This window comes from Bradyrhizobium sp. USDA 4452 (assembly GCF_054063575.1).
Genome location: NZ_JBSSGK010000001.1, coordinates 4,812,397 through 4,836,605, shown reverse-complemented (window position 1 = coordinate 4,836,605; position 24,209 = coordinate 4,812,397). Strand labels below are relative to the sequence as shown.

Sequence of the window (24,209 nt, the reverse complement as noted above, 5' to 3'; positions counted from 1 at the left end):
ACGGTTGATGGCAAACGCCAGCGAATCAGTCGCCGCTGCCCGGATTCGGAGAAAAATATTTCTCGAACTTGCCTTCCTTGCCTTCCCACTCCTTGGCGTCCTCGGGCGAGTCCTTCTTCTGGGTGATATTCGGCCAGCTCTTGGCGTAGTCGCGGTTGACCTCGAGCCACTTCTCCAGCCCCGGCTCGGTGTCCGGCTTGATGGCGTCAGCCGGGCATTCCGGCTCGCACACGCCGCAATCGATGCATTCGTCAGGATGGATGACCAGCATGTTCTCGCCCTCGTAGAAGCAATCGACGGGGCAGACCTCGACGCAGTCGGTGTATTTGCACTTGATGCAGGCTTCAGTGACGACGTAGGTCATCCAAAACTCCGGAACGATCGATTTTTCTGGGGTTGCGTAGCGCAGGAATACCGGGGCCGCAAGGGAAGCCGCCTCTGAAAAACGCCAGTATTCTCACGCCCCTGCCACCGGTTTTATGGGGAGCATGATCCCCGGGCAAACGCTATGCGTTTGTCGCGAGGAAAACCGGACCCACTTGTCCGGATCATGCTCTATTGAGATAGCAAGCGCTAAATAACTACTCCTTACCGGCTTGCAAATTGCCGGCCTGCAAATCCTCATACAGCACGCGCGCCGAACCGGCATCGCCGCGCCGCTCGGCGAAGCCGGTGACCTTCAGCACGCGGACGCTGTTGTCGAGCGCGACGGTGATGACGTCGCCTGCCTTCACCCCATGGCCCGGCGATTTCTCGCGCGTGCCGTTGATGCGGACATGACCTGATGCGACGAGTTCAGCCGCGCTGGTGCGGGCTTTCACCACCCGTGCGTGCCACAGCCATTTGTCGAGGCGCTGTCGATCCAATCGTCAAACCAAGAGGTGGATCAGGGGTTGGATTATTCCTTCCGGCCGGCGAGCTGCTCCTTCAGGGCAGCGAGCTTGGCGAATGGCGAGTTCGGATCGATCGGACGGTCGCGCTCGCGCGGCGCGCTCGACGCGTAGGGCCGATGCGACGGGCCGCTCTCGCGCTTGTCACGGCCGCCCTTGCCGAAATCGCGGCCGCCGCGGTCACGATCGCCGCGATCGCCCTTGCGATCGCCACCGCCGAACTTGTTGTCGCGGCGACGCTCATTGTCGCGATCGCGGCCTTTACCTTCGAAGCGCTCGCGGCGCTGGCCCTTGTCCTCGCGCGGCGCGCCATCGGCCGGCGCGGCAGCGGCCGGAGCAGAGCCGTCAGCGGGCGCGCCGGGGCGCGGTGCACGGAAATCCTGGTGACGGCGCGGACGACGATGCTGCTCGCGCTTGTTGTCGCCCTCGCCGCCGCCTTCGGTGGCCTGCGCGCCCTCGGCGGGCTTGCCCTGATGACGGCCGCGGTTGCGGTCGTGGCCGCGATGATGCGGACGGCGCTCGTCGGAGCGGCCACCGGGCCGCCAGACTTCGACCATTTGCGGCTCGGCCGGCGTCTCCGCGGCGGCGGGGGCCGGCTCGGCGGGCGCGGCGTCCGCGCTCGCGGTCTCTGCAGGCGCCTCAGCGGCGTGCTGTGACGGTGTCTCAGCAGCCTCAGGCGGCGTCTCCGCCGCGGCTTCCACGGCAGGCGCGGGTTCGGCGGCAACTTCGGCAGCCGGGGCTTCGGCAACAGCGAGCTCATCGACCGGCGCGGCGCGCTCGGCGATGGCATCCTGATGGGTCTCGATCACGACAGGCGTGGCTTCGCTTGGCACCACCTCGGCAAAGCCGACATCGGGCAGCAGCGCGGCCGACGGTGCCGGATCGCCGGACACCGGCTGCTCGACGGCGGTTTCGCCCTCGGACGCAGCGGCAGCCTCCGGCGCGTCGGCCACGACCTCCGCGGCGGCATCGACCGATGCGTCCACCGCGGCGTCGGACGTCGCCTCGACCGGCGCCGCCTCGGCGGCGACCGTCTCGGTTGTCTCGACCGGCGCAGCCTCGACCGGCTTCGGCGGCAGCGGCGGACGGCGGTCCATGCGGTAGCCGAGCGCGCGCAGGATCGAGGCAAAGTCCTCACCGGCCGAGCCGGTCAGCGAGGTCATCGCTTGCGTCACGACAAAGCCGCGGCCGTCGAACGCACCGGCGGGCTTCTCGCCCGGCGAGGTCTCGCGCCAGGCCAGAGCGGGGCGGATCAGATCGGCGAGCCGCTCCAAAATGTCGACGCGCACCGCGCGCTCGCCGCACTGGCGATAGCCGAGCACGCGATAGCCATCGCGCGGCAACGTCTTGTCGACCGGGAACGAGGTGCGGCCGCTACTCGCCAGATGCTGCACGTTGGACAGCGCGGCCATGTCGACATTGCTCTGCTTCTCGGCCCACAGCAGCGAAGCCAGCGAGCGCGCCGCGGGCTTCAAGAGCTGCGGGAAATAGATGTGGTAGGCGCCGAAGCGCACGCCGTATTTGCGCAGCGCGGCGCGCGAGGGCTGGTCGAGGTCCTTCATCTCGGCCGCGATCTTGCTGCGCTCGAGCACGCCGAGCGCCTCGACCAGCTGGAAGGCGATGCCGCGGGCGATGCCCTGCAGATCCTCGGCCTTGGACAGTTCGAACAGCGGCCCGAGCAGCTTTTCGATATGCGTCTTGAGCCAGAGATCGAGCCGGGTCTGCACGGCCTCGCGCGAGGCGCCGGTCAGCCGCTCGTCGGAGATGATGCGCAGCCGCGGATGCAATGCGTCGTCGGCGGCCACCAGCTTGGCGACCGCATCGCCGGTCCAGCGGATGGTGCCGTCGGAAGTCAGCACGAACTGCTCGTCGGGGGCGGCGCCCAGTTTCTCGGCACGGGTATCGATCTCGCGCGCCAGCACCTGCTGGGCAGCGGCTTGCAGCGCCTTGGCGTCGCTGCCGGCCTCGGCCGCATCGGGTGCGAAGGTGAAACCATCGAGCCGGCCGATCACGTGGCCTTCCACGATCACTTCACCGGTCTTGCCAATTTCCGTATTCAAAACTGAGTTCTCCCGCAGGCGGCGCATCAATACACTGGTCCGCCTGTCAACGAAACGCTCCGTGAGCCGTTCATGCAGCGCATCGGATAATTTATTTTCGAGATCGCGCGTGATCCCCTGCCAGTGGTCCGGGTCGTAAAGCCAGTCGGGCCGGTTGGCAACGAAGGTCCAGGTCCGGATCTGCGCGATCCGGCCCGATAGCGTGTCGATATCGCCGTCGGTCCGGTTGGCCTGGTCGACCTGGGCGGCAAACCATGCGTCAGGGATACGCCCCTTTTGCATCAGGAAGCCATACAGCGTGGTCACGAGTTCGGCATGGGCGGCCGGCGACAGCTTTCGGTAGTCCGGAACCTGGCAGGCCTCCCACAGCCGCTCCACCGCCTTGGCCCCATGCGCCCATTCGCGCACCTCGGCGTCGCGTGCGACATGTTCGAGCACCCGAAGGTCCTCCGCCACCGGGGCCCGCGTCAGTGCCTCATGATTGGGCGTCAGCGCCAGCGACACCTGCAACGCGCCGAGCGAGGAGAAGTCCAGCCTGGCATTGCGCCATTGCAGCATCTTGACGCTGTCGAAGGTGTGGTTCTGCAGCGCATTGACGAGCTCCGGCTCGAACGGTGCGCAGCGGCCGGTGGTGCCGAAAGTGCCGTTGCGCGTGGCGCGCCCGGCGCGGCCCGCGATCTGCGCGAATTCGGCCGGCGTCAGCCGGCGGAACTGGTAGCCGTCATATTTGCGGTCGGAGGCAAAGGCGACATGATCGACATCGAGATTGAGCCCCATCCCGACCGCATCGGTGGCGACGAGATAATCGACGTCGCCGTTCTGAAACATCGCAACCTGCGCATTGCGCGTGCGGGGCGAGAGCGAGCCCAGCACCACGGCCGCGCCGCCATGCTGGCGGCGGATCAGCTCTGCGATCGCGTAAACTTCATCGGCCGAGAACGCGACGATTGCCGTGCGGCGCGGCTGCCGCGTGATCTTGCGGTCGCCGGCGAATTCGAGCTGCGACAGCCGTGGCCGCGTGACGATCGAGGCGCCCGGCAGCAGCCGTTCGATCATCGGCCGCATCGTCGCAGCGCCCAGCAGCAGCGTCTCGTCGCGGCCGCGGCGGTTGAGGATGCGATCGGTGAAGACATGCCCGCGCTCGAGATCGGCGGCGATCTGGATCTCGTCGACCGCGAGAAACGACACGTCGAGATCGCGCGGCATCGCCTCCACGGTCGAGACCCAGAAGCGCGGCGCCTTCGGCTTGATCTTCTCCTCGCCGGTGATCAGCGCGACGTTGTCGACGCCGGCGCGGTCGGCGATCTTGTTGTAGACCTCGCGCGCCAAGAGCCGCAGCGGCAGGCCAATGAGCCCCGACGAATGCGCAAGCATGCGCTCGATCGCAAGATGCGTCTTGCCGGTGTTGGTCGGCCCCAGCACCGCAGTGACGCCTGCGCCGGGCACGCGGTCATTTCCGAACGAAGTTGAGAAAACCATTTTTTGCAGGTGTTTCTTTTGATCGATGCGGCGCTGTCAGCCGTCATTGCGAGCGAAGCGAAGCAATCCATTCGGACCACTTGCGGCGACCATGGATTGCTTCGTCGCTGCGCTCCTCGCAATGACGCGGAAATCCGGAAACTGATCGATCATGGGCATCATCTGAGGCGAATCTGTCTCACAATGCGACGCTTTCTGCGCCCGACTTAAGCTTCAGAACGAGTCCGGAACGAATCGCGGCCGAATCGCTGACTCCATTCCGGGCCTGAAACGTTCACCGCAACATCTCGGGCGGGCTGATGGCGGCGGCACTAGATCAAGTTTGAACGGGCTCCACAAGCACAGGATATGCGGACTGAATTCCTTAAATTCCAGGGGTAGCCGAGTCGAATCAGAAGCAGGCAAGAGTCAACTGGATTCCGGTGACGTTTGTTGCATGCCCCGGTGCCTCGTAGCCCGGATGGAGCGAAGCGCAATCCGGGACAGTCGATGAACTGCACCCCTGAGGAGGCCGCGCAGTGGCTCAAGGGTACCCTCTCCCCTTGTGGGAGAGGGTGGATACGATGCGGTAGCATCGAAGCCGGGTGAGGGGTCTGTCTCCGCGGATAGAGACCCCTCATCCGGCGCGGATTGCATCCGCGCCACCTTCTCCCACAAGGGGAGAAGGTGAGGAGACTACTGCGTCTTCGCCACGCGCGGCGGCGCGGCTGTGGTGACGAACGAGGTGGCCTCCAGCATGGCCTGGCCGAGCGGGGTCGGGATCGTCATGCGGAACGGCACCAAGAGGCGGGTGCCGGCGATCGGCACGAAGGCGATCTCGATGTTGCGCTGGGCGGCGAGGTATTTGATCACGGGGCGATCCGGGATGTAGCCCGAGATCGGCACGAAATAGAGCGCGCAGACCAGCGCGGGGCCGTGATAGCCGCGCTCGGCCTTGACGATCTCGACCCGCTTGAAATCGAGCTTGAGGTCGTAGCGCATGCGGCCGTCGAAGATGCCGGCACTGGTGCGGCAGACATCGGGGCTCATCAATTCGGCATTGCCGGGCGCGCGCAGGAACGAGCCGGTCATCGGATCGAACACGTTCTTCTTCTGCGGATCCGTCACCGGCAGGCGGTCGGCATCGACCGGCGGCTCCGGCTCGATCGCGGAGTCCTTGATGCCGCCATTGGCAAGCACCATCCGGATCGTCTCCGACTTCTTCGAGGTGGTGGTGGTCGCGGTGTAGGCGGCGGCGACCAGCGCACCGTTGACGACGCGGCCCTGCGAGGCGCCCGAGCCGGTGCCGCCGGAAAACGCCTTCAAGAGGCCCGCGGTGCCGCCCTGGGCGGCGGCCGAGAAGCTGTCGTCGCCGATTTCGATGGTCCAGGAGCCCTTGCCGACCGGGATACCGGCCAGCGTCGCCTCATACTGGGCGTCGAGCCGCCCCTGCGCGCTGGCGCGCTCGGCGCAAAACAGCAAAACAGCACCGGCGCACAGGCCGACGAGCCGGCCGAGCGGGGGCAAAAGGGCAATGGCGGTCGTCACTTAACCTACCTGACGGTCCTGCTATCGGCGCTCTGTTCGCTGTCCATCTGGTCGTTCAATTCGGCCGGACAACGTGCGCATCTCTTATGGAACCAAGACTTGCAGCCGAATACGCCCTTTATATGGTTGCCATTTCAGCCGTTAAGTGGCTGGTAGCGCTTATGAACCGGCATTCTCCGATACCGCCATGGGGCGATATAATCTTGACGCTCGGGTGATCTGCCCCTATACACCCGCGGTTCCTGGAAAATGGACGCGAATTCAAAACCCCCGCGCGGGCCGTGTGACTGCACGCCTGGCAGAGAGGCGGGGATGCAATAAGGATTTTGTAAGATGTCCCGGCGCTGCGAACTGACGGCCAAGGGCCCCCAGACGGGCCACAAGGTGAGCCACTCCAACATCAAGACCAAGCGGCGCTTCCTGCCGAACCTGGCCAACGTGACCTTCATCTCGGACGCGCTCGGCCGCAACGTGCGCCTGCGCGTCTCGACCAATGCGCTGAAGAGCGTCGACCACAATGGCGGCCTCGACGCCTACCTGCTCAAGGCCAAGGCCGACGTGCTCTCGCCCCGCGCCCTCGAACTGAAGCGCGCCATCGAGAAGAAGGTCGGCAAGCCGGCCCCGGTGAAGAAGGCGAGCTGAGCGAGACGCGAGAGCGGAATTCGCTGGAAGAGAAAACGGCCGGGTCGATGACCCGGCCGGTTTTGTTTTGGGCGCAGCGAATGGCGGCATCTCGGCATCGAGAGCCTGCTCCAGGTGTTGTATCGTCTCTTGCAGCGATACTGCCTCGCGTCCAACGGACTGCATTTCGGTCTTCGCACGCGCGGCTCGTTGCGACAGGTCTCTGTAGGAATCGAGAACTTGGAAACTTGAAAGCTGGTCACGCAACTTATGTGCATTGGTTTCTGCAATAGTCACTTGTGGTCGCAGCTCAGCGACAGTTCCAACAACTTGGCCGAGCATTACCGAGACGTCAAGGGGCTGCTCGTCAGTGGCGAGCGCGACCGCCGTTATCAAATCGCGCAATTCCGCCGCCTGAAGGCCTTGGGCATCTTGCGCGTTCGCAGCCATCCCCAACAACGAGTCGATCTTCGCCACAGGCAAAGCAAATATGGTGGCAGCAATGCTTTCGAGACCTATGAAGCCAAAGCCATGTTTCCCATTCGCAGCCTTGAGCTCCTCGAGCTTTAGGATCGCATCCGTTGGAAGCCCATCCACCAAGTTGTGCACCATGTGCCATTCCTTCATGATCGAAGTTAGAGCGGTAAGGGCTTTGGTGAAGTCTTCTCCCATTTTCTTTGTGAGGTACTGCACTTTGTCAGGCGCGGCATTCACGGCACCGTAGCAAGCGAAGACTTTCCCGGTGGATTGCAGATAGCCGTCGCACCCCTTGTCGCCTAATGCTCCAAAGGGGCGCACCCGAACAAAGTCCGAGCCGTGCGCCGCATGCATAGTTGAAGAGAAGAAGTCTTGAAAGGCGTCGCCACTACTCCGGCGCAACTTCAACTCGAGAGCGATGCTCCACCAATAGTATTGTTCTGAGGTGATCATTCCATGCTCGGTGCGCGCACCGCCAAAATTACGGCAATGCGATCACCGTATTTGATGCAATTAGGACTTGCAAATTCCGTTTCTTTCGCGCCTGCGAATTTCGCCAGCCGTCCCCAGCGAATTGACTGGGGGAGGACTCAACTTTAGTTGTGCTAGCCGCTTCGCTCCGGCTCCATTGGCGACGTGATTTGGGATCGCCCGGTCGTACCTATGGACCCATGGATACGCGACGGCTCCCGGCGTTCCCTGCGCCTGCCGGAAGGCTCAGGTCGGTCGCGCCGCGAGAATGCGAGCGCACACCCTCTCCTGCTGCTGACAGGTGAATCCATCTGACCGGCGCACAGCGCGATGGTGAGGCGGATTTTCTTTATGCGACTGGGCGCGCAGAAAAATCATCCTTCGTGTCGCATCAAGAGATGGATTGTTTCCGCCTTCGCGAAGGCTTCGGCGGACAAGTCGTCGCTTCGCTCCTCGCAATGACGGCGTCCGCGAAGGCTGCAGCGGACCCGCTGACAGTTGCTGCCAATGACAGCGGTGTCATCGCTTCGCCGCAGCGCGAATCCATGACGATGCGCTGTTCGTGCGTGAAGAGACGCTTAACGCACGCGCCTCGACCAACATAGAAACCCTATAAGTAAAGGCAAAAGCGGCTTGGCGCGCCGAAGCCTTAGCGAAGGCGGCCGTTAATCACAACATCACTGCGCATCATCACGAGCGCATGAGGCGCATGCAAAACGCCACGATCTCATCCAACTCATGGTGTGCAAACAAGCCGTCCGACACGACTGCGATTCGATGTGGCCGACGCCGCACGGCTCGAACACCGTGACGGACGTCACGGCCGGTACAACTGATTGTGAGGCATGTGCGCCGCACTCTTGGGAAGAAGCCTGGCCGTTCCTACATCACGTCCAAAGAACGACCCCGATAAAGGAATTGATCAATGCAAGTTCGCGCAGCCGATACGCGCGGAAGACTGGTGCCCGCGATCGCAACCGCCGCCGTGGCGGTGCTGGCCACGGCAGTCCTCGTCATCCTCGAATTCACCCCGCCCCGCGATGTGCAGGCCGCGGCCGAGCCCGGCATGATCACCTCCGCCGCCGCCAGCAGAGCCGGCGCCACCGTGCTGCCGACCGATCCGGTCACGACCGGCAGCGTGCGGTATCGGTAAAGGGCAGGAGTTCTCTCTCACCCCGCGCTCGCGGGGAGAGGGACATCTCTCCACACGATAGGTCGCTGATAGACCTGTACCCCCTCACCCGGATCGCATTGCGCTACGCTCCATGCGATCCGACCTCTCCCCGCAAGCGGGGCGAGGTGAGAGGCGCCCGAATGCGGGGAGAGATTTTGATAATCATTCCACTTCGCGGCAGGCCATCGCACACTCGTTGATCCTGGCGGCCTGAATTACCCCAGCCATTCGTCCCGCCGCATTTTCGCATTCCTGCCCCGGCGTCTCGCCGCAAGCCTGCCTCTCCATACCTCACGTAAGCTTAGCCCCCGCGAACAACAAAAAACGCACAGGGAGGCTCACGATGATCTGGAAGGCCATCACGGTCGCGACCGCGCTTGCGCTGGCGACACAGGGGCATGCCGCCGAGAAGAAGTACGGCACGGGCGCGAGCGACACCGAGATCAAGCTCGGGCAGACCTCGCCATTCTCCGGCGCGGCGTCGGCCTACAGCGTGATCGCGAAGACGCAGGCCGCCTACTTCAGGATGATCAACGACCAGGGCGGCGTGAACGGGCGCAAGATCAATCTGATCACGCTCGACGACGGCTACTCGCCGCCGAAGACGGTGGAGCAGACCCGCAAGCTGGTGGAGCAGGAGGAGGTCGCCGCGATCCTCAATCCGCTGGGCACGCCGACCGGGCTTGCCGTGCGCAAATATCTCAACGACAAGAAGGTGCCGCAGCTGTTCGTCGGCGCCGGCGCCACGCTGTGGGGCGACTATCAGCATTATCCGTGGTCGATCGGCTTCCAGCCGTCGTACCAGGCCGAGACCGCGGTCTACGCCAAATATGTGCTGACCCAAAAGCCCGACGCCAGGATCTCGCTGTTCTACCAGAACGACGACGCCGGCAAGGATTACGGCAACGGCTTCAAGAAGGGGCTGGGGCCGGAGAACACCGCGAAGATGGTGGTGGCGGAGACGACCTATGAATCGACGGATCCGACGGTCGACAGCCAGATCGTGAAGCTGAAGGCCTCCGGCGCCAACGTGCTGTTCATGCATGCGATCCCCAAGCAGGCGGCGCAGGCGATCAAGAAGATCGGCGAAATCGGCTGGAAGCCCGACCTGTTCTTCCTCGCGGCGACCTCGACCTCGGTGTCCTCGGTGCTGAAGCCGGCCGGCTTCGAATACTCCAGGGACATCATCTCGTCCTACTCGCTGAAGGATCCGAACGATCCGCAGTGGAAGGCGGACCCGGACGTGATCGCCTGGAAGGATTTCATGAAGACGTACTTCCCGGAGGGCAATCTGCAGGACCAGCTGATCGTCTACGGCTACGTGGTGGCGGAGGCGACGGTGCAGGTGTTGAAGCAATGCGGCGACGACCTCACCCATGAGAACATCATGAAGCAGGCCGCCAATCTCGACATCGCACTGCCGATGTTGCTGCCCGGCATTAAGGTGAAGACCTCGCCGACCGATTATTTCCCGGTCGAGGCGATGCGGCTGCAGAAGTTCAACGGCGAGACCTGGCAGCTGTTCGGCGACACCATCGGGAATGATTGAGGGGCGTTGTTGAACGCAACTCCATCCCCACCGTCGTCCCGGCCTGGTGTGCAATTGCGCATGGGGGCCGGGACGACGAGGAGGTTGGACTGCCTTCGTCAACAACTGCCGGCGCGACGTGGAAACGTCGGTCACAGACGTGCGTATATGCCCCGTGGAGCGAGCGAGCGCCTGCCTGATTTCGGAATATTGGAAATGTACCCCTGAGTTGCCCGACGCGTCAAGGCCCTGGTCGAACGCCGGCCACCGCCGCCGGCTACTGTGCATGGGGTTGTTTTCGATTTTTTGGGGACGCACCTCCCGCAGGTGCCCCCGCGGGAGCGCAAGGGAGGCGCTACACCCCCTTCTCCAGCAGCACCCGAAAATCCGCCCGCGCGCGCTGCGCCTCGGCGCGCGCGGCCTCGGACGCATCGCCGAGGCCGAAATAGCCGTGGATGAGCCCCTCGCCCGTGTGATACGCGACCGGCACGCCGGCGGCCTGCAACGCCTTCGCATAGGCGTGGCCCTCGTCGCGCAGCGGGTCGAACCAGGCGGTCGTGACCACCGCCGGCGCGACGCCGGCAAGGCTCCTCGCACGCAGGGGTGAGACGCGCCAGTCGGCGCCATCAGCCTTGTCCGCGAGATAATGCCCCGCGAACCATTGCATCGTCGCCCGCGTCAGGAAGTAGCCCTCGGCATTCTCCTCGCGCGACGGGAACTTGGCGTTCTCGCCCGCATCGGCGTAATTGCCGACCACGTCGGTGACGGGATAGACCAGGAGCTGCGCGGCGAGCCTGATGCCGGCGTCGCGGCAGGCCAGCGCCGTGGTCGCGGCGAGATTGCCGCCCGCGGAATCGCCGGCGACGCCGACGCGGGAGAGATCGCCGCCGAAGTCACTGAGGCGCGCGACGACGTCGCGGATCGCGGCGAAGGCATCCTCGAATGCGCCGGGAAAGCGCGTCTCCGGCGGACGGCGGTAATCGACCGAGATCACCACCGCGCCGGTCTCGATCGCGAGGTTGCGGGCCTGGCGGTCATGGGTCTCGAGATCGCCGGCGACCCAGCCGCCGCCGTGGAAGAAGATCACGGTCGGCGCCGTGCCGCGACCGCTGCGATAGAGCCGTGCGCCGAGCTTGCCCGCGGCGCCCTGCACCTCGATATCGTCAGCGACATCGACCGGCGGCGGCGGCACCGCCTTGCGCGCCTCGGCCAGCGCGCGCAGCTGGTCGCGGCAGCTCTGCGGCGTCATGGTTGCGGGATCACGCAGCGGCAGCAGCGGGATGATCTTTTCGATGACGGGGTCGAGGGGAAGAACCATGATCGTGCTTTCTCGGGAGCAGTTGCCGTCCATCTGACAACATGCTCCCGAAAAGCACAACCATCATGCCAAAGCTCAGGCAACGTGTTGCTGCAGCGACGACGGCTCGGCCTCGGCCGCGTCGGTATTCTCATCCGCCTGCGGCGCGGGCGCTGTTGCAGCCGCGGCCAGTTCCTTGGCCAGCGCCGTAGCGCCGACATAATCGGTCTTGCCGGTACCGAGCAGCGGCACCTTGTCGACGACGCGGATGTCGGCCGGCACCGCGAGCTCGGAGGCGCCGACGCTCTTGGCCTGGCGCTGCATCGCGGCGCGGTCGGCGTCCTTCTGCGTGGTGAGCAGCACGATGCGTTCGCCCTTGCGCGGATCGGGCAGCGTGACCGCGACCGACATCGCCTGCGGCCACAGCGCCGTCGCCATCGTCTCCACCGCCGACAGCGAGACCATCTCGCCGGCGATCTTGGCGAAGCGCTTGGCGCGGCCCTTGATCGCGATGAAGCCCTGCGCATCGACGGTGACGATGTCGCCGGTGTCGTGCCAGCCGTCCGGCAGCGGCTCGAGCACGCCGGGATTCTCGGCACGGAGATAGCCGATCATCACGTTCGGGCCCTTGACCGACAGGCGGCCGCCTTCCGCGATGCCGGGGACCGGATCGAGGCGATACTGCATCAGCGGCGAGATCCGGCCGACGGTGCCCTGGCGATTGGCCATCGGCGTGTTCATCGCCAGCACCGGCGCGGTCTCGGTGACGCCGTAGCCTTCGAGGATGCGGATGCCGTAGCGCTCCATGTAGATCTGCCGCGTGCGCTCCTTTACCGCTTCCGCGCCGGCAATGACCAGCCGCAGAGTGCGGAAATCGTAAGCATGCGCCGAGCGGGCGTAGCCGGTGAGGAAGGTGTCGGTGCCGAACAGGATGGTGGCGCCGGTCTGGTAGATCAGCTCGGGCACGATCCGGTAGTGCAGCGGCGACGGATACATGAAGATCGGAATGCCGCCGAGGAGCGGCATCATCATGCCGCCTGTGAGACCAAACGAGTGGAACACGGGCAGCACGTTGAACACCTTGTCGTTGGCATTGGCATCGACCCGCGCCAGCGCCTGCGCAGCGTTGGCGAGGATGTTGCGGTGGGACAGCACGACGCCCTTCGGGGTGCCTTCCGAACCCGAGGTGAACAGGATGACGGCGGGATCGTTGGCGTTACGGGCAACGCGCGGCGCGATGCCGGCGCGGAAGCCGGCGATCTTGTCGGACAGGCTGATGCCGCCGCGCACATCCTCGAGATAGACGACGCGCGCCTGCTGACCGATCGCCGCGATCAGCTTGTCGAGCTTGCCCTTCTCGATGAAGGCCTGCGAGGTCAGCACGGTGTTCACCCGCGCCGCCTTCATCGCGGCCAGCACGTTGACTGGGCCTGCCGAGAAGTTGAGCATCGCCGGCACGCGGCCAATGGTCTGCAGCGCCATGAAGACGACGGCGACACCGGCCGAGTTCGGCAACAGCACGCCGACATTCTCGCCCACTGAAGTCCCCTGCTCGAGCTTGCGGCTCAACACCTGCGCGCCGAGGATCAGCTTGCGATAGGTCAGCTTGGTGCCGAGCGCGTCTTCGATGATCGGCTTGCCGGTGTCGCGGTCACGACAGGCGTGGCCAAGGCCCTCGAACAGCGTCTGGTCGAGCATCGCGTTCTGGACCATGGCGTCGATCATGACGTCCTGCAGCGCGGCACCGGCGGCATTGCGGCGCGCCTTGCCGCGCAGCGACTGGTCGACCGGCAGCTTCACCGGCGGCAGGATCGAGATCGTCACCTTGGGGAACCAGGAGCGCTTGATCTCGCCGTTCTTCAGATAACTGAGATGCGAGCGCTGCGCGCCCTCGATGCGGACCGGAACGACGACGGCGTCGGCCTTGTCGGCGATCATCGCGGTGCCGTCATAGACTTTCATCAGCGAACCGGAGACCGTGATGCGTCCTTCCGGGAAGATCACCACCGGCTCGCCGGCGGCGACCAGCTTGATCAGGTCGCGCGCGGCCAGCGGCTTCGACGGATCCATCGTGTAATGCTTGATCATCTTCAGGAACGGCTTGGCCCACCACGCCTTGGCGATGCCGGTGTCGACGGCAAAGCTGGCGTCGATCGGCAGCATGGCATGCAGCAACGGGCCGTCGACCAGGCTGACGTGATTGGGCGCGATCAGCATCCGGGTGCCGGCGGGCGGCAGGTTCTCCATGCCGCGCACCTCGAGCCGGAACAGCGCGCGGAACAGCAGCGCACCGAAATCGCGCACGCCCTCCTTGCCCCACTTGGTCAGCACGAACCAGACGGTGCCGAAGCTCGCGATCGCAAGGCCGAAGAAGATCCAGGCGATCGGCAGACCGGTAGCCTGCAGCGCGCCGACGAACACCGCGCCAGCGACCATGAAGCCGGCCTGCAGGATGTTGCCGGCGGCGATGATGCGGGCGCGCTCGGACGGCGCGGTCCAGGCCTGCACGGCGGCAAATGACGGCACCACGAACAGGCCGCCACCGAAGGCGAACAGGAAGAAGTCGGCCAGCATGCGGAAGCCACTGAGCGAGGTCGTGAACGCAGCCGCAGAGACGTCCTTGCCGAGCGAGGTGGTGGCGATCGCAAGTGCGAGGTCGAGGCCGACCACGCCCATCACGATCGCGCCGATCGGCACCAGCGCGAGATTCGGGCGGACGTGGCTCAACTGCGCGGCGAACAGCGAGCCGGCGGCAATGCCGATCGCGAACACGGCGAGGCACAGCGTGACCACGCCCTCGGTGCCGCCGACGCCCTCCTTGATCAGCGCGGGCAGCAGCGACAGCACGATCGCGCCGACCATCCAGAACCAGGACACGATCACCATGCCGTCCCACAGCCGCGGCTCGGCATAGAGCGACTTCAAGAGGCGCACCGTCGAGGTCCAGGGATTCCTGGTGATCAGCAGATCGGGCGCGGAGGGCTGCGTCACCGGAATGCGCGATGCAAATCCCCACGACAGCACCGACAGGCCGACCACGGCGGCGCAGATCCAGCCCATGTGGCTGGCGCCGGCGACGAACAGCCCGCCCGCGATGGTGCCGATCAGGATCGCCATGAAGGTCGCACCCTCGACCAGCGCGTTGCCGGTCGCGAGTTCGGAAACCGAGAGCTGATCAGGAAGCACAGCGTACTTCACCGGGCCGAACAGCGCGGCCACGATGCCGAACAGCGCCAGCGCGATGAACAGCAGCGGGATCGAATGGGTGAAGAAGCCCGCTGCCGCAAACGCCGCGGCGAAAATCTCGAAGAACTTCAGCCGGCGCGCGACGATGGACTTGACGTAGCGGTCGGCGAGCTCGCCGCCGAGCGCCGACAGCACGAAGAACGGCGCGATGAACACCGCACCCGCGAGCTGGACCAGCGCCGGCCCCTGCTCGTTGGCGATGCCATACAGCAGCATGATGACCAGCGCGTTCTTCAGCACGTTGTCGTTCAACGCCGAGCAGAACTGCGACCAGAACAGCGGCGCGAAGCGGCGGGACGTCATCAATTCCTTGATCATGACCGGTTCCTTGGGTTAGCGCGCACGGCGCTGACAGGTCTGCGAATTCGAATGGCAGAGAATGATGGGCGTGGTGAAAATGACGGAGATCCCGCAGCCTTTAGTCTTATCCGCAACGTATCGGTTCGAACCGGCCCAGATCGGCCCGCGCCGGGCGCCGCGACCATGCCCGGCAGAAATGTACGAGACCTTATCCAGGGTTGTGATCAGTCGACTTCGAAACGGGCTCGCGAGGGACATGGTGAGCGCTTTGTTGAGGTTTCGGCGACAATTGCGGAGTGGGCGCGTCAGGTCAGGTCGCTCAAGCCGCCGAACGGCGACCAGCGGCAGCGGCGCGACTTGCGCCGGCGGCCGCGCTGAACCGCCGGGCGCGGTGCGCGCCGGTCGGCGCGCCGCTGCTCCAGGACACCTGCGACGTCGCAGGCGCGGGCGATCCGCTCGATCGGGGCGGTCGCCAGGGCGAAGATGGCGCGGCCGAAGCCCGTCACGAGCTCGATCGCGTCATCGACAAAGGTGGTGGGCAATTGAAGTGCTAGGCTCTGCATGTGAGTGGCCTCCTATGTTAATTTGAGCAACGCTCAAAATTAGTAGCTCGAAAATGAACATTGTTCAAGACAAATCGCGACGAGACCGGAAAAAACTTCAGCGGCGAGCTCTGCTGATCGAGATCGCGCGCCGCTATATCGCATCTAAAGGCTTGAGATCATTGAAGGTTCGCGATGTCGCCGAGGCCGCCGGCTGCTCCATCGGCAGCGTCTATAATGAGTTCGGCGACTTCGACGGTTTGATCCTGACCGTGAACCGGGAGACCGTGCAGGCCCTGACCGCACGGCTCAAGGCAATCCCGGCCGGCGATCCGCTGCGCCAGCTGCACGGGCTTGCGGACGCCTATCTCGGCTTTGCCACCGAACACGCCAACCTGCTGCGCGCGCTGTTCGAGCACCGGATGGAGGACGACCGGCCGTTTCCGGACGATATCCTGGCGATGGTGATGGATGCGTTCGCGCTGATGCATGCACCGCTGGTGCGGCTGTTGCCGGATCGCGATCCCGACGACGTCGCGCTGCTGTCCCGAATGATGTTCTCCGCGGTCCACGGCATCATCTCGCTCGGCCTCGAGGAGCGCATGGTTGCGGTGCCGCCGGAGATGTTGCGCGAGCGCCTCGCGGAGTTCGTCGACACGCATCTCGCAGGGTTGGGCGTGTCGCGCAACGCGTAATCACACCCGGGTGCGGGCGATCGTACCGGCGACGATCTGCATGGCGACGCCGAGCACCCAGCCCGCCATGATCGCCGCGGTCCAGGCGATGTCCGGCTCGCTGCGCAGCACGACGACACCGACCGAGAAGAACGCGACCATCGTCGCGAGGAAAGTGCCGATCGCGCTCAGCAGCTCCGCTGCGTCGATCTTGCGCGTCGAGGCCGCGTCCTTCGGATGGAACAGCTTTGGCGGCGTGTCGATCCCGAGATAGAATCCGATCGCGCCGCCCAGCATCATGATCAGCAGGAACGCCTGCGAGGTCAGCGCCGACACGCTCGAGCCGACATGGATGGCGACGAACAGACCGCTTGCAGCTCCCGCCAGGGCAAGACCGAAGCGCTCCAGGACATGGGCAAATTTTCTGACGCGGCTGCGCATTGCTGTGCCTCATCAATGAATTGCGCCACTGTCAGGCTAGGCCTTTTCGCAGCAGCGCGAAAGCCGTCACCTCTCAAATGGCCGCGACCTCGTGACGTTTTTATGCGGCAGCTCACATCTGTCGTGGCACAGAATGACTATTTATCGATCCAAGGTAGCAATCGAATCCGCCACCACTACGCTGCTCGGCGCAGCCCGCGTCAGGCCATTGCGATCGGCGATCGACATGAAGTGCGGGGCAGCGTTGCTGTCCCGCACTCTTCTTCGCCCCGCAAAGCCTACGCCGCGCGGCCGACCGAGGCATCGAGGTGCTTCAGCTTCGGCAACACCTCCTGCTTGAGTAGCCGCAGCGAATTGTGCCAGGCCTCGGGCTTGTGCTTGTAGTCGAAGCCGAACACCAGCAGCACGCCGAAGCCGCCGACCTCCCGATAGATCGTCTCGATCTTCTCGGTGACGGTCGCGGGCGAGCCGACGATCCAGTTGTTGCGGGCGCAATATTCGACCGTGACGTCGCTGTCGGGCACGTCGGGCGAGGCCTTCAGATAATCCTTGAAGCCAAAGTGGCCGAGCAGCGGCAGGAAGTACTCGCCCATCATCCGGCCCATCATGTCGCCGGTCGACAGCCTCCACGCCTCCTCGTCGGTGTCGGCGACGAACACCTCGCGCACCATCCGCCAATCCTTGCGGCTCGGCTTGCGGCCGGTCTTGGCGGCGCCGGCTTCGACCGAGTCCCAGTGGCTGCCGACATAGGCAGGGTTGAGGTTCAGACTCATCGGGATGAAGCCGCGCTCGCCGGCGAGCTTGAGCGTGTCCGAATTCTTCGACAGGCCGGCGACGCCGATCGGCGGATGCGGCGCTTGCTGCGGCTTGATGTGCGGTTTGAGGAAATCGAACATCGTGTCCGGCTTGGTCACCGTCCAGAACTTGCCCTTGTGGGTCCACGGGCCCGGCTCGGTCCACATCTTCAGGATGATCTCGAGCGCCTCGCGGGTCATGTCGCGGTTCTGACCCGACATGCCGTCGACATTGAACATCGCCCAGTCGCTCGGCAGGCCCGAGGCCGCGACGCCGAAATTCAATCGGCCGTTCGAGAGGTGATCGAGCATCGCAACGCGGTTGGCGAGCTCCGCCGGGTGATGATACGGCAGCAGAAATCCGCCGGGTCCGATGCGGATGTTCTTGGTCTGCAGCAGCGCCTGCGCCACCAGCAGATCGGGCGATGGATGCGGCTCCCAGGGCGCGGTGTGGTGCTCGCCGATCCAGGCTTCCTGATAGCCGAGCTCGTCCAGCCAGCGCAGCACCTGCAGGTCCCAATCGTGGCCCTCTTTCAATCCGCACTCCGGCGGATGCGACGGCATCGCGAAGTATCCGAGTTCCATGGGTTTCCTCTCTTTGTTCGAAGCGTGTCTTCCGCACGCGCTCCGGAGAGTAGCTGCACTGGCCACGGCAGAACAATGGCCAGATAAATCGCAACGTCATTCCGGGGCGACGGGGCAGCATCGAACCCGGAATCTCGAGATTCCGGGCCTCGTGCTGACGCACCAGCCCGGGATGACGACGTCGCGATCCTAGCGCGTCCCGAACGTGGTCTTGCCGAAAAGCGCCTTCTGCGTCGAGGGCTGCGAGCGCCAGTATTGCGGCGGCGCGCTGACCTCGCCGCCGAGCTCGGCGGCGGCGTGCCAGCCCCAGCGCGGGTCGTAGAGCATGCCGCGGGCAAGCGCGACCATGTCGGCCTTCCCCGAAGTAACGATCTCCTCGGCCTGCTTCGCTTCGGTGATCAGGCCGACCGCCATCGTGGTGATGCCGGTCGCCTCCTTCACCGCCTGCGCCGCCGGCACCTGGTAGCCCGGCCCGAGCGGAATCTTCTGCAGCGGCGACACGCCGCCGGAAGAAACGTCCATCCAGTCGACCCCGCGCGTCTTCAGCTCCTTGGCAAATTCGATGGTCTGCGCGAGGTCCCAGGCGCCCTCGACCCAGTCGGTCGCCGACACCCGCATGCCGATCGGCTTGTGATGAGGGAACACCGCACGCACCGCGTCGAATACTTCCAGCGGGAAGCGCATGCGGTTTTCGAGCGAGCCGCCATAGCGGTCGGTCCGCTTGTTGGCGATCGGAGACAGGAACTGATGCAGCAGGTAGCCGTGCGCGCCGTGCAGCTCGAGCGCGTCGATGCCGAGTCGGTCGGCGCGCTTCGCTGACGCGACGAACGCATCGCGAATGCGCTTCAGGCCGGCGTCATCGAGCGCCAGCGGCGCAGCCTCGCTTTCCTTATGCGGGACAGCAGACGGTCCAACCGTCTGCCAGCCGCCTTCGGCGATCGGGATCAGCTGGCCGCCCTCCCACGGGCGCTGGCTGGAAGCCTTGCGGCCGGCATGGGCGAGCTGCATCGCGACCGCAGCCTTCGAATGCTTGCGCACCGAGGCGAGGATCGGCTTCAGCGCCGCCTCGTTGGCATCGCTGTAAAGGCCGAGGCAACCCGGCGTGATCCGCCCGATATCCTCGACATGGGAGGCCTCGATGCAGAACATCGCGGCGCCCGACAGCGCCAGCATGTTGATGTGGGTGAAGTGCCAATCATTGGCGGAGCCGTCGTCGGCCGAGTACTGGCACATCGGCGAGACCATGATCCGGTTGGAGAGCTTGAGGCCGCGCAGTTCGATCGGGGAAAACAGGGTGCTCATGCAGGGACATCCAGGATCGGGGAACAGGCCACGATAAGATAGAGGCGGCCTGCGCGATCACCAACCGTCGCCGGCGCCGAACGGGCCGGGGCAGATCAGCAATGCGATAACGGTGGCCGGCCGGCCTGGCCTCAGTCGACCAGCGTGAACTGCAGCAGCAAATTGCGCTGGATCAGGGAGAAATTGTCGTCGGAGATCATGGTCAGCACGGTCTCGCCCTCATCGGTGACATGGGCATCGATGCCTTCCATGTTGTCGATCTCATTGCCGAGATCGGCATTGAAGATCGCCGGACCATCGACCACGGCGCCGGGCGCGATGTCGGACAAAGCGAGGCGGCGGATGCGAATTCCGGCACCGCCGAGCCAGGAGAATTTCCGCTCCAGGATCAACAGATCGCCCGACTGCAGCAGGACGGCGTCGCTGATGTCGAAATTCTCGGTACGGCGGACGCTGAACTGGCCCGGCGTCTTGCCGCCGACCAGGAAGGCGATCAGGTTGCCGCCGGCATCGAGCCCACGTTCGGAGAGCGCGATCAGCGTACCGGCCAGCGGCTGGCTCGGCGGCGTGGCCTTGGACATGACCTTGGGCACGAAGACGAGCGCCTCGAGCCCCTTGTTGATGGGCAGCTTACGCGCCGCCGGCAGCAGCGGCACCACCTCGCCGCGCGCGCGGGTGAAGCCCGTGGCGAAATCGTAGCGCAGCACCTGGTTGACCCGCTCGAGCCCGACATAGGCAATGGCGCCGTCGAGTGCGAGCGATTCCGAATCATACCAGCCGCGGGTGGCGGTGATCGGTTTGCCGTGGGCGTCGAGCAGCGGCGCCGCCTCGACATCGTCGAGCCCGACCATGTCGCGGCCGCGATAGACGATGCGGCCGGTGAACCAGGTGCCCTGGTCGCTGACCGCAATGAAGCGTTCGCCCTTGGCATCGAGCCGCAGCGCGGACAGGCCGCCGAAGCCGGAGAACGACGAGGTCAGGATCAGACCGCTGCGATACTCCAGCGCGCCGAACCGCACCCGCGCGCGATCGCGGATATCGAACGACGGCAACGGCCGTGCGTTGACCTCGACAGCGGCGGGTTCGTCAACGCGGTGTCGGCCCGGCCTGCCCGGCGGTCCCGGCGTCGGCTGCGTCACGCCTTGCGCCTGCGCGAAGCGCGGCAGCACAACGGCCGATAGACCCGCCGCCATATCTCTCAGGAGATGGCGGCGGCTAAAATGTGAGTGCATGTCTCACGAGTGGAGGCGACGCCGCGCGCCCGGCGTGGGTGCCGAGCCGTGGGTCTCGCTGAACAGCTCGGCGAGCTTTTCAGTGATGGCGCCGCCAAGCTCTTCGGCATCCACGATGGTGACGGCGCGACGATAGTAGCGCGTCACGTCATGACCGATGCCGATCGCGATCAGCTCGACCGGCGAGCGGGTCTCGATCTCCTCGATGATGTGGCGCAGATGCCGCTCGAGATAGTTGCCGGGATTGACCGACAGCGTGGAGTCGTCGACCGGCGCGCCATCCGAGATCATCATCAGGATGCGGCGCTGCTCGGGACGCGCCAGCAGGCGCTTGTGCGCCCAGTCGAGCGCCTCGCCGTCGATGTTCTCCTTGAGCAGGCCCTCGCGCATCATCAGGCCGAGATTCTTGCGCGCACGACGCCATGGTGCGTCGGCCGACTTGTAGATGATGTGCCTGAGATCGTTGAGGCGGCCGGGATTGGCCGGCTTGCCGGCCGCAAGCCACGCTTCGCGCGACTGCCCGCCCTTCCAGGCGCGGGTGGTGAAGCCCAGGATCTCGACCTTGACGCCGCAACGCTCCAGCGTGCGCGCCAGGATGTCGGCGCAGGTGGCGGCAACCGTGATCGGACGGCCGCGCATCGAGCCGGAATTATCCAGCAGCAGCGTCACCACGGTGTCGCGGAAGGTCGCCTCCTTCTCGTGCATGAAGGACAGCGGATGATAGGGATCGGTGACGACGCGCGACAGCCGCGCCGGATCGAGGATGCCCTCCTCGAGATCGAAATCCCAGGCGCGGTTCTGCTGCGCCATCAGGCGGCGCTGCAGGCGGTTGGCGAGCCGCGCCACGATGCCCTGCAGATGCGCGAGCTGCTTGTCGAGATAGGAGCGCAGCCGCTCCAGCTCATCATGGTCGCAGAGATCTTCGGCTGCGATCACCTCGTCGAACTTCGGTGCGAACGCGTGATATTCCGGGCCGCGCGGCTCGTTCTGGCCGCGCGAATTAGGCCGCGTCGCCTCGCCCGGCGTCTCGTCGTCGCCGAGTTCACCGTCGTCGAACGTGTCCGACGTGGAGGCCTGCGCGCTCTCCATCGCGCTTTCGCTCATCTCTTCCGCAGAGGTCTGGGCCTGGTCGGCGCTCATCTCCTGCGCGGCGTCGGAATCGGGCGAGCCCTCGGCACCGGACTGATCGTTCTCGCCGTCCTGGTTCTCGTCCTGGTCATCGTCGTCGTCGGAATCCATGTTGCGGTCGTCGCCGAGATCGAGCGCCGACAGCAGATCGTGAACCATGTCGCCGAACCTGGCCTGGTCCTCGGTGAAGCGGCTGAGCTGGTCGAGCCGCGAGCCGATCTTGTCCTCCAGCGTCGGACGCCAGAGATCGACCATCTTCTTGGCGGCCGCGGGCGGCGCCATGCCGGTCAGGCGTTCGCGCACCAGCATCGCCAGCGCATCCGACAGCGGCGCATCGGCGCGGTCGGTGATCTCGTCATACTTGCCGCGGTGGAAATGATCGTCGAGCATCGCGGTGAGGTTCTTCGCGACGCCGGCCATCCGCCGCGAGCCGATCGCCTCGACGCGCGCCTGCTCGACCGCCTCGAACACGCCGCGCGCCTGCGGATTGCCCGGCATCAGCTTGCGATGCACCTTGGGATCGTGACAGGCGATCTTCAGCGCGATCGAATCGGCGTGACCGCGCACGATCGCCGCATCGCGCTTGGTCATCTTGCGCGCCGGCTCCGGCAGCCGCGCCTTGCCGGGCGCAAGCCCCGGCCGCTCGGCGGCGAAAGAGACCTCGAGCTCCGGCTTCTTGGCGATCGCCTTCAGGCACGCCGACACCGAGCGCTTGAACGGCTCGGTCGGCGCTTCCTTCGATCCGGGACGGAATTTGATATTGGAGGTTGTCATAGCGATTTCGTAAACCAGTGGCGCGTGACGCCGCCGGGATACCCCTCAATCGAACCGAACTCTTTATATCCATTGGCGCGGTAGAAGCCCGGCGCCTGGAAGCTCATCGTATCCAGATAGGATTGCGTGGCTCCGAAGCGCCGCGCCTCGTCTTCGATCGCCTTGATCAGCTTCGCGCCAAAACCCTTGTTGCGAAACTTCTGCTCCATCCAGAACAGCTGGATGAACAACACCGCGGTCCAGACCTCGCCGACGATGCCGCCGACAATCTTGTCGCCTTGCCGCAGCGAGATGGCGAAGCGCTTGTACTTCTGCTTCCCCATTTTCTCGTTGTTGTAGCGGAGCAATCCGCCGAGCACCGCCTTCTTCGTCTGTGTGACTGTGCGCTCGACGGAGATTTTCGGCATGGACTAGCTGAGCGCCACGTTGACCGAGGATTCCGGCAGCTCGACGTTGAAGCAGCGCTGGTAGAACTCGGCGACCAGCGGCCGCTCCAGCTCGTCACACTTGTTGAGGAAGGTGACGCGGAACGCGAAGCCGATGTCGTTGAAGATGTCGGCGTTCTCGGCCCAGGTGATCACCGTGCGCGGGCTCATCACCGTCGACAGGTCGCCATTGGCAAACGCGTTGCGGGTGAGATCCGCCAGCCGCACCATCTTGTTGACGATGTCGCGCCCCTCCTGGGTGCGATAGTGCTTCGCCTTTGCCAGCACGATCTCGACTTCCTCATCATGGGCGAGGTAGTTCAGCGTGGTGACGATCGACCAGCGGTCCATCTGGCCCTGGTTGATCTGCTGGGTGCCGTGATAGAGGCCCGAGGTGTCGCCGAGGCCGACCGTGTTGGCGGTCGAGAACAGGCGGAACGCCGGATGCGGCTTGATCACCTTGTTCTGGTCGAGCAGCGTCAAGCGGCCGGAGACTTCCAGCACGCGCTGAATCACGAACATCACGTCCGGGCGGCCGGCGTCATATTCGTCGAACACCAGCGCGATGTTGTGCTGCAGCGCCCAGGGCAGGATGCCGTCGCGGAATTCCGTGACCTGCTTGCCTTCCTTGACCACGATGGCGTCCTTGCCGACGAGGTCGATACGGCTGATGTGGCTGTCGAGGTTGACGCGCACGCAGGGCCAGTTGAGGCGGGCCGCAACCTGCTCGATGTGCGTCGACTTGCCGGTACCGTGATAGCCGGTGACCATCACGCGGCGGTTCTTGGCAAAGCCGGCGAGGATCGCGAGCGTGGTGGCGCGGTCGAAGCGATAGTCGCTGTCGACTTCCGGCACATGCGGATCGACTTCGGAATAGGCCGGAACTTCCAGATCGCTATCGATCCCGAAGACCTGCCGAACCGAAACCTTCATGTCGGGCAAACCGACGGGTTCTTGCGCTTTGGTCTGGACGGCCGTCGTCATTCATCCTCCGAGGTCCCGGGCATTCCCGAAACCAGATTTAGGTCATTTGGCTGCGGATGGGGTGCTATGCACAAGCCTAGCAGAGAGCATCGGCCGGCAGAAGCCCACGGGCAAATCAAAGTTCCGTCGTTGTATCATAAAGATAGGCGCGAAACCCGATTTTTGGAAGGCTGCTCTGCAAATCCCGCCGTACTTTCGCCGCAGCGCCACGTCGGCCTATTCGGCCAGGCACTTTTCAGCCCGGCGGGGAGTTGTTAG

The 24,209-nt window shown here is 64.9% G+C and carries 19 protein-coding genes; 5 read left to right on the top strand and 14 right to left on the bottom strand.

Annotated elements, in window-relative coordinates:
- Window positions 1–25: 25 nt before the first annotated feature.
- The 4 genes from fdxA to ACVISU_RS23165 form a co-directional block, all read right to left on the bottom strand.
- Window positions 26–364, bottom strand: coding sequence for a ferredoxin FdxA (gene fdxA, locus ACVISU_RS23180; protein ID WP_016844914.1), 339 nt, complete (start codon window positions 362–364; stop codon window positions 26–28).
- Window positions 365–581: 217 nt separating this feature from the next.
- Entirely contained in the window at window positions 582–866 is a 285-nt protein-coding gene (locus tag ACVISU_RS23175; RefSeq protein ID WP_456708422.1) for an RNA-binding S4 domain-containing protein, read from the bottom strand.
- A 32-nt stretch (window positions 867–898) separates the two neighbouring features.
- A complete protein-coding gene (locus tag ACVISU_RS23170; RefSeq protein WP_456708421.1) occupies window positions 899–4,429 on the bottom strand; it encodes a helicase-related protein in 3,531 nt (1,176 codons plus the stop codon).
- A gap of 675 nt (window positions 4,430–5,104) precedes the next feature.
- The gene (locus ACVISU_RS23165) at window positions 5,105–5,935 is read right to left on the bottom strand and encodes a DUF3108 domain-containing protein (RefSeq protein ID WP_456710880.1); all 831 of its coding nucleotides are present in this window, start codon (window positions 5,933–5,935) and stop codon (window positions 5,105–5,107) included.
- 354 nt (window positions 5,936–6,289) lie between these two features.
- Between ACVISU_RS23165 and rpmB the strand changes: the two genes are divergently transcribed.
- The 4 genes from rpmB (at window position 6,290) to ACVISU_RS23145 (ending at window position 10,248) form a co-directional block, all read left to right on the top strand.
- The gene (gene rpmB / locus ACVISU_RS23160) at window positions 6,290–6,598 is read left to right on the top strand and encodes a 50S ribosomal protein L28 (RefSeq protein ID WP_050423898.1); all 309 of its coding nucleotides are present in this window, start codon (window positions 6,290–6,292) and stop codon (window positions 6,596–6,598) included.
- A 276-nt stretch (window positions 6,599–6,874) separates the two neighbouring features.
- Window positions 6,875–7,147: a hypothetical protein gene (locus ACVISU_RS23155; RefSeq protein ID WP_456708420.1), complete on the top strand. Its 273-nt coding sequence runs from the start codon at window positions 6,875–6,877 to the stop codon at window positions 7,145–7,147.
- 1,303 nt (window positions 7,148–8,450) lie between these two features.
- On the top strand, window positions 8,451–8,678 hold the full coding sequence (locus ACVISU_RS23150) for a hypothetical protein (protein ID WP_050403760.1): 228 nt from the start codon (window positions 8,451–8,453) through the stop codon (window positions 8,676–8,678).
- 364 nt (window positions 8,679–9,042) lie between these two features.
- Window positions 9,043–10,248: an ABC transporter substrate-binding protein gene (locus ACVISU_RS23145; RefSeq protein ID WP_456708419.1), complete on the top strand. Its 1,206-nt coding sequence runs from the start codon at window positions 9,043–9,045 to the stop codon at window positions 10,246–10,248.
- Window positions 10,249–10,582: 334 nt separating this feature from the next.
- Here ACVISU_RS23145 and ACVISU_RS23140 read toward each other — a convergent pair whose 3' ends face one another.
- The 3 genes from ACVISU_RS23140 to ACVISU_RS23130 form a co-directional block, all read right to left on the bottom strand.
- Window positions 10,583–11,545 carry an alpha/beta hydrolase gene (locus tag ACVISU_RS23140; protein ID WP_456708418.1) on the bottom strand — a complete coding sequence of 321 codons (963 nt, stop codon included), beginning with the start codon at window positions 11,543–11,545 and terminating at the stop codon, window positions 10,583–10,585.
- 75 nt (window positions 11,546–11,620) lie between these two features.
- Window positions 11,621–15,088 carry an acyl-[ACP]--phospholipid O-acyltransferase gene (locus ACVISU_RS23135; protein ID WP_456708417.1) on the bottom strand — a complete coding sequence of 1,156 codons (3,468 nt, stop codon included), beginning with the start codon at window positions 15,086–15,088 and terminating at the stop codon, window positions 11,621–11,623.
- Window positions 15,089–15,375: 287 nt separating this feature from the next.
- Window positions 15,376–15,633, bottom strand: coding sequence for a hypothetical protein (locus ACVISU_RS23130; protein WP_050406132.1), 258 nt, complete (start codon window positions 15,631–15,633; stop codon window positions 15,376–15,378).
- A gap of 53 nt (window positions 15,634–15,686) precedes the next feature.
- Between ACVISU_RS23130 and ACVISU_RS23125 the strand changes: the two genes are divergently transcribed.
- Window positions 15,687–16,307 (top strand): TetR/AcrR family transcriptional regulator, encoded by a 621-nt coding sequence (locus ACVISU_RS23125; protein WP_456708416.1) that lies wholly within the window; start codon window positions 15,687–15,689, stop codon window positions 16,305–16,307.
- Here ACVISU_RS23125 and ACVISU_RS23120 read toward each other — a convergent pair whose 3' ends face one another.
- The 7 genes from ACVISU_RS23120 to cobS all read right to left on the bottom strand — a co-directional run bounded on the left by ACVISU_RS23120 (window position 16,308) and on the right by cobS (window position 23,951).
- Window positions 16,308–16,727 (bottom strand): hypothetical protein, encoded by a 420-nt coding sequence (locus tag ACVISU_RS23120; RefSeq protein ID WP_050406131.1) that lies wholly within the window; start codon window positions 16,725–16,727, stop codon window positions 16,308–16,310.
- Between the two features lie 278 nt (window positions 16,728–17,005).
- A complete protein-coding gene (locus ACVISU_RS23115) occupies window positions 17,006–18,106 on the bottom strand; it encodes an LLM class flavin-dependent oxidoreductase (RefSeq protein WP_063695753.1) in 1,101 nt (366 codons plus the stop codon).
- Window positions 18,107–18,295: 189 nt separating this feature from the next.
- Entirely contained in the window at window positions 18,296–19,408 is a 1,113-nt protein-coding gene (locus ACVISU_RS23110; protein ID WP_456708415.1) for an NADH:flavin oxidoreductase/NADH oxidase, read from the bottom strand.
- Between the two features lie 131 nt (window positions 19,409–19,539).
- Complete coding sequence (locus tag ACVISU_RS23105; RefSeq protein ID WP_456708414.1) at window positions 19,540–20,640, bottom strand: esterase-like activity of phytase family protein; 1,101 nt, start codon at window positions 20,638–20,640, stop codon at window positions 19,540–19,542.
- Between the two features lie 3 nt (window positions 20,641–20,643).
- Window positions 20,644–22,542 (bottom strand): cobaltochelatase subunit CobT, encoded by a 1,899-nt coding sequence (gene cobT / locus ACVISU_RS23100; protein WP_050405954.1) that lies wholly within the window; start codon window positions 22,540–22,542, stop codon window positions 20,644–20,646.
- Window positions 22,539–22,949 (bottom strand): GNAT family N-acetyltransferase, encoded by a 411-nt coding sequence (locus ACVISU_RS23095; RefSeq protein WP_050405953.1) that lies wholly within the window; start codon window positions 22,947–22,949, stop codon window positions 22,539–22,541. The genes cobT and ACVISU_RS23095 overlap by 4 nt, the downstream gene beginning before the upstream one ends.
- Before the next feature lie 3 nt (window positions 22,950–22,952).
- On the bottom strand, window positions 22,953–23,951 hold the full coding sequence (gene cobS, locus ACVISU_RS23090; RefSeq protein ID WP_050405952.1) for a cobaltochelatase subunit CobS: 999 nt from the start codon (window positions 23,949–23,951) through the stop codon (window positions 22,953–22,955).
- Between the last annotated feature and the right edge of the window lie 258 nt (window positions 23,952–24,209).

Excerpts from the sequence above, each read along its gene's own strand:
- ACVISU_RS23150 (WP_050403760.1), top strand. The coding sequence starts at position 8,451 with ATGCAAGTTCGCGCAGCCGATACGCGCGGAAGACTGGTGCCCGCGATC.
- ACVISU_RS23115 (WP_063695753.1), bottom strand. The coding sequence starts at position 18,106 with ATGGAACTCGGATACTTCGCGATGCCGTCGCATCCGCCGGAGTGCGGA.
- ACVISU_RS23140 (WP_456708418.1), bottom strand. The coding sequence starts at position 11,545 with ATGGTTCTTCCCCTCGACCCCGTCATCGAAAAGATCATCCCGCTGCTG.
- ACVISU_RS23170 (WP_456708421.1), bottom strand. The coding sequence starts at position 4,429 with ATGGTTTTCTCAACTTCGTTCGGAAATGACCGCGTGCCCGGCGCAGGC.
- rpmB (WP_050423898.1), top strand. The coding sequence starts at position 6,290 with ATGTCCCGGCGCTGCGAACTGACGGCCAAGGGCCCCCAGACGGGCCAC.
- ACVISU_RS23145 (WP_456708419.1), top strand. The coding sequence starts at position 9,043 with ATGATCTGGAAGGCCATCACGGTCGCGACCGCGCTTGCGCTGGCGACA.
- ACVISU_RS23110 (WP_456708415.1), bottom strand. The coding sequence starts at position 19,408 with ATGAGCACCCTGTTTTCCCCGATCGAACTGCGCGGCCTCAAGCTCTCC.
- ACVISU_RS23095 (WP_050405953.1), bottom strand. The coding sequence starts at position 22,949 with ATGCCGAAAATCTCCGTCGAGCGCACAGTCACACAGACGAAGAAGGCG.
- ACVISU_RS23120 (WP_050406131.1), bottom strand. The coding sequence starts at position 16,727 with ATGCGCAGCCGCGTCAGAAAATTTGCCCATGTCCTGGAGCGCTTCGGT.
- ACVISU_RS23105 (WP_456708414.1), bottom strand. The coding sequence starts at position 20,640 with ATGCACTCACATTTTAGCCGCCGCCATCTCCTGAGAGATATGGCGGCG.
- ACVISU_RS23125 (WP_456708416.1), top strand. The coding sequence starts at position 15,687 with ATGAACATTGTTCAAGACAAATCGCGACGAGACCGGAAAAAACTTCAG.
- ACVISU_RS23130 (WP_050406132.1), bottom strand. The coding sequence starts at position 15,633 with ATGCAGAGCCTAGCACTTCAATTGCCCACCACCTTTGTCGATGACGCG.
- ACVISU_RS23135 (WP_456708417.1), bottom strand. The coding sequence starts at position 15,088 with ATGATCAAGGAATTGATGACGTCCCGCCGCTTCGCGCCGCTGTTCTGG.
- cobS (WP_050405952.1), bottom strand. The coding sequence starts at position 23,951 with ATGACGACGGCCGTCCAGACCAAAGCGCAAGAACCCGTCGGTTTGCCC.
- cobT (WP_050405954.1), bottom strand. The coding sequence starts at position 22,542 with ATGACAACCTCCAATATCAAATTCCGTCCCGGATCGAAGGAAGCGCCG.
- fdxA (WP_016844914.1), bottom strand. The coding sequence starts at position 364 with ATGACCTACGTCGTCACTGAAGCCTGCATCAAGTGCAAATACACCGAC.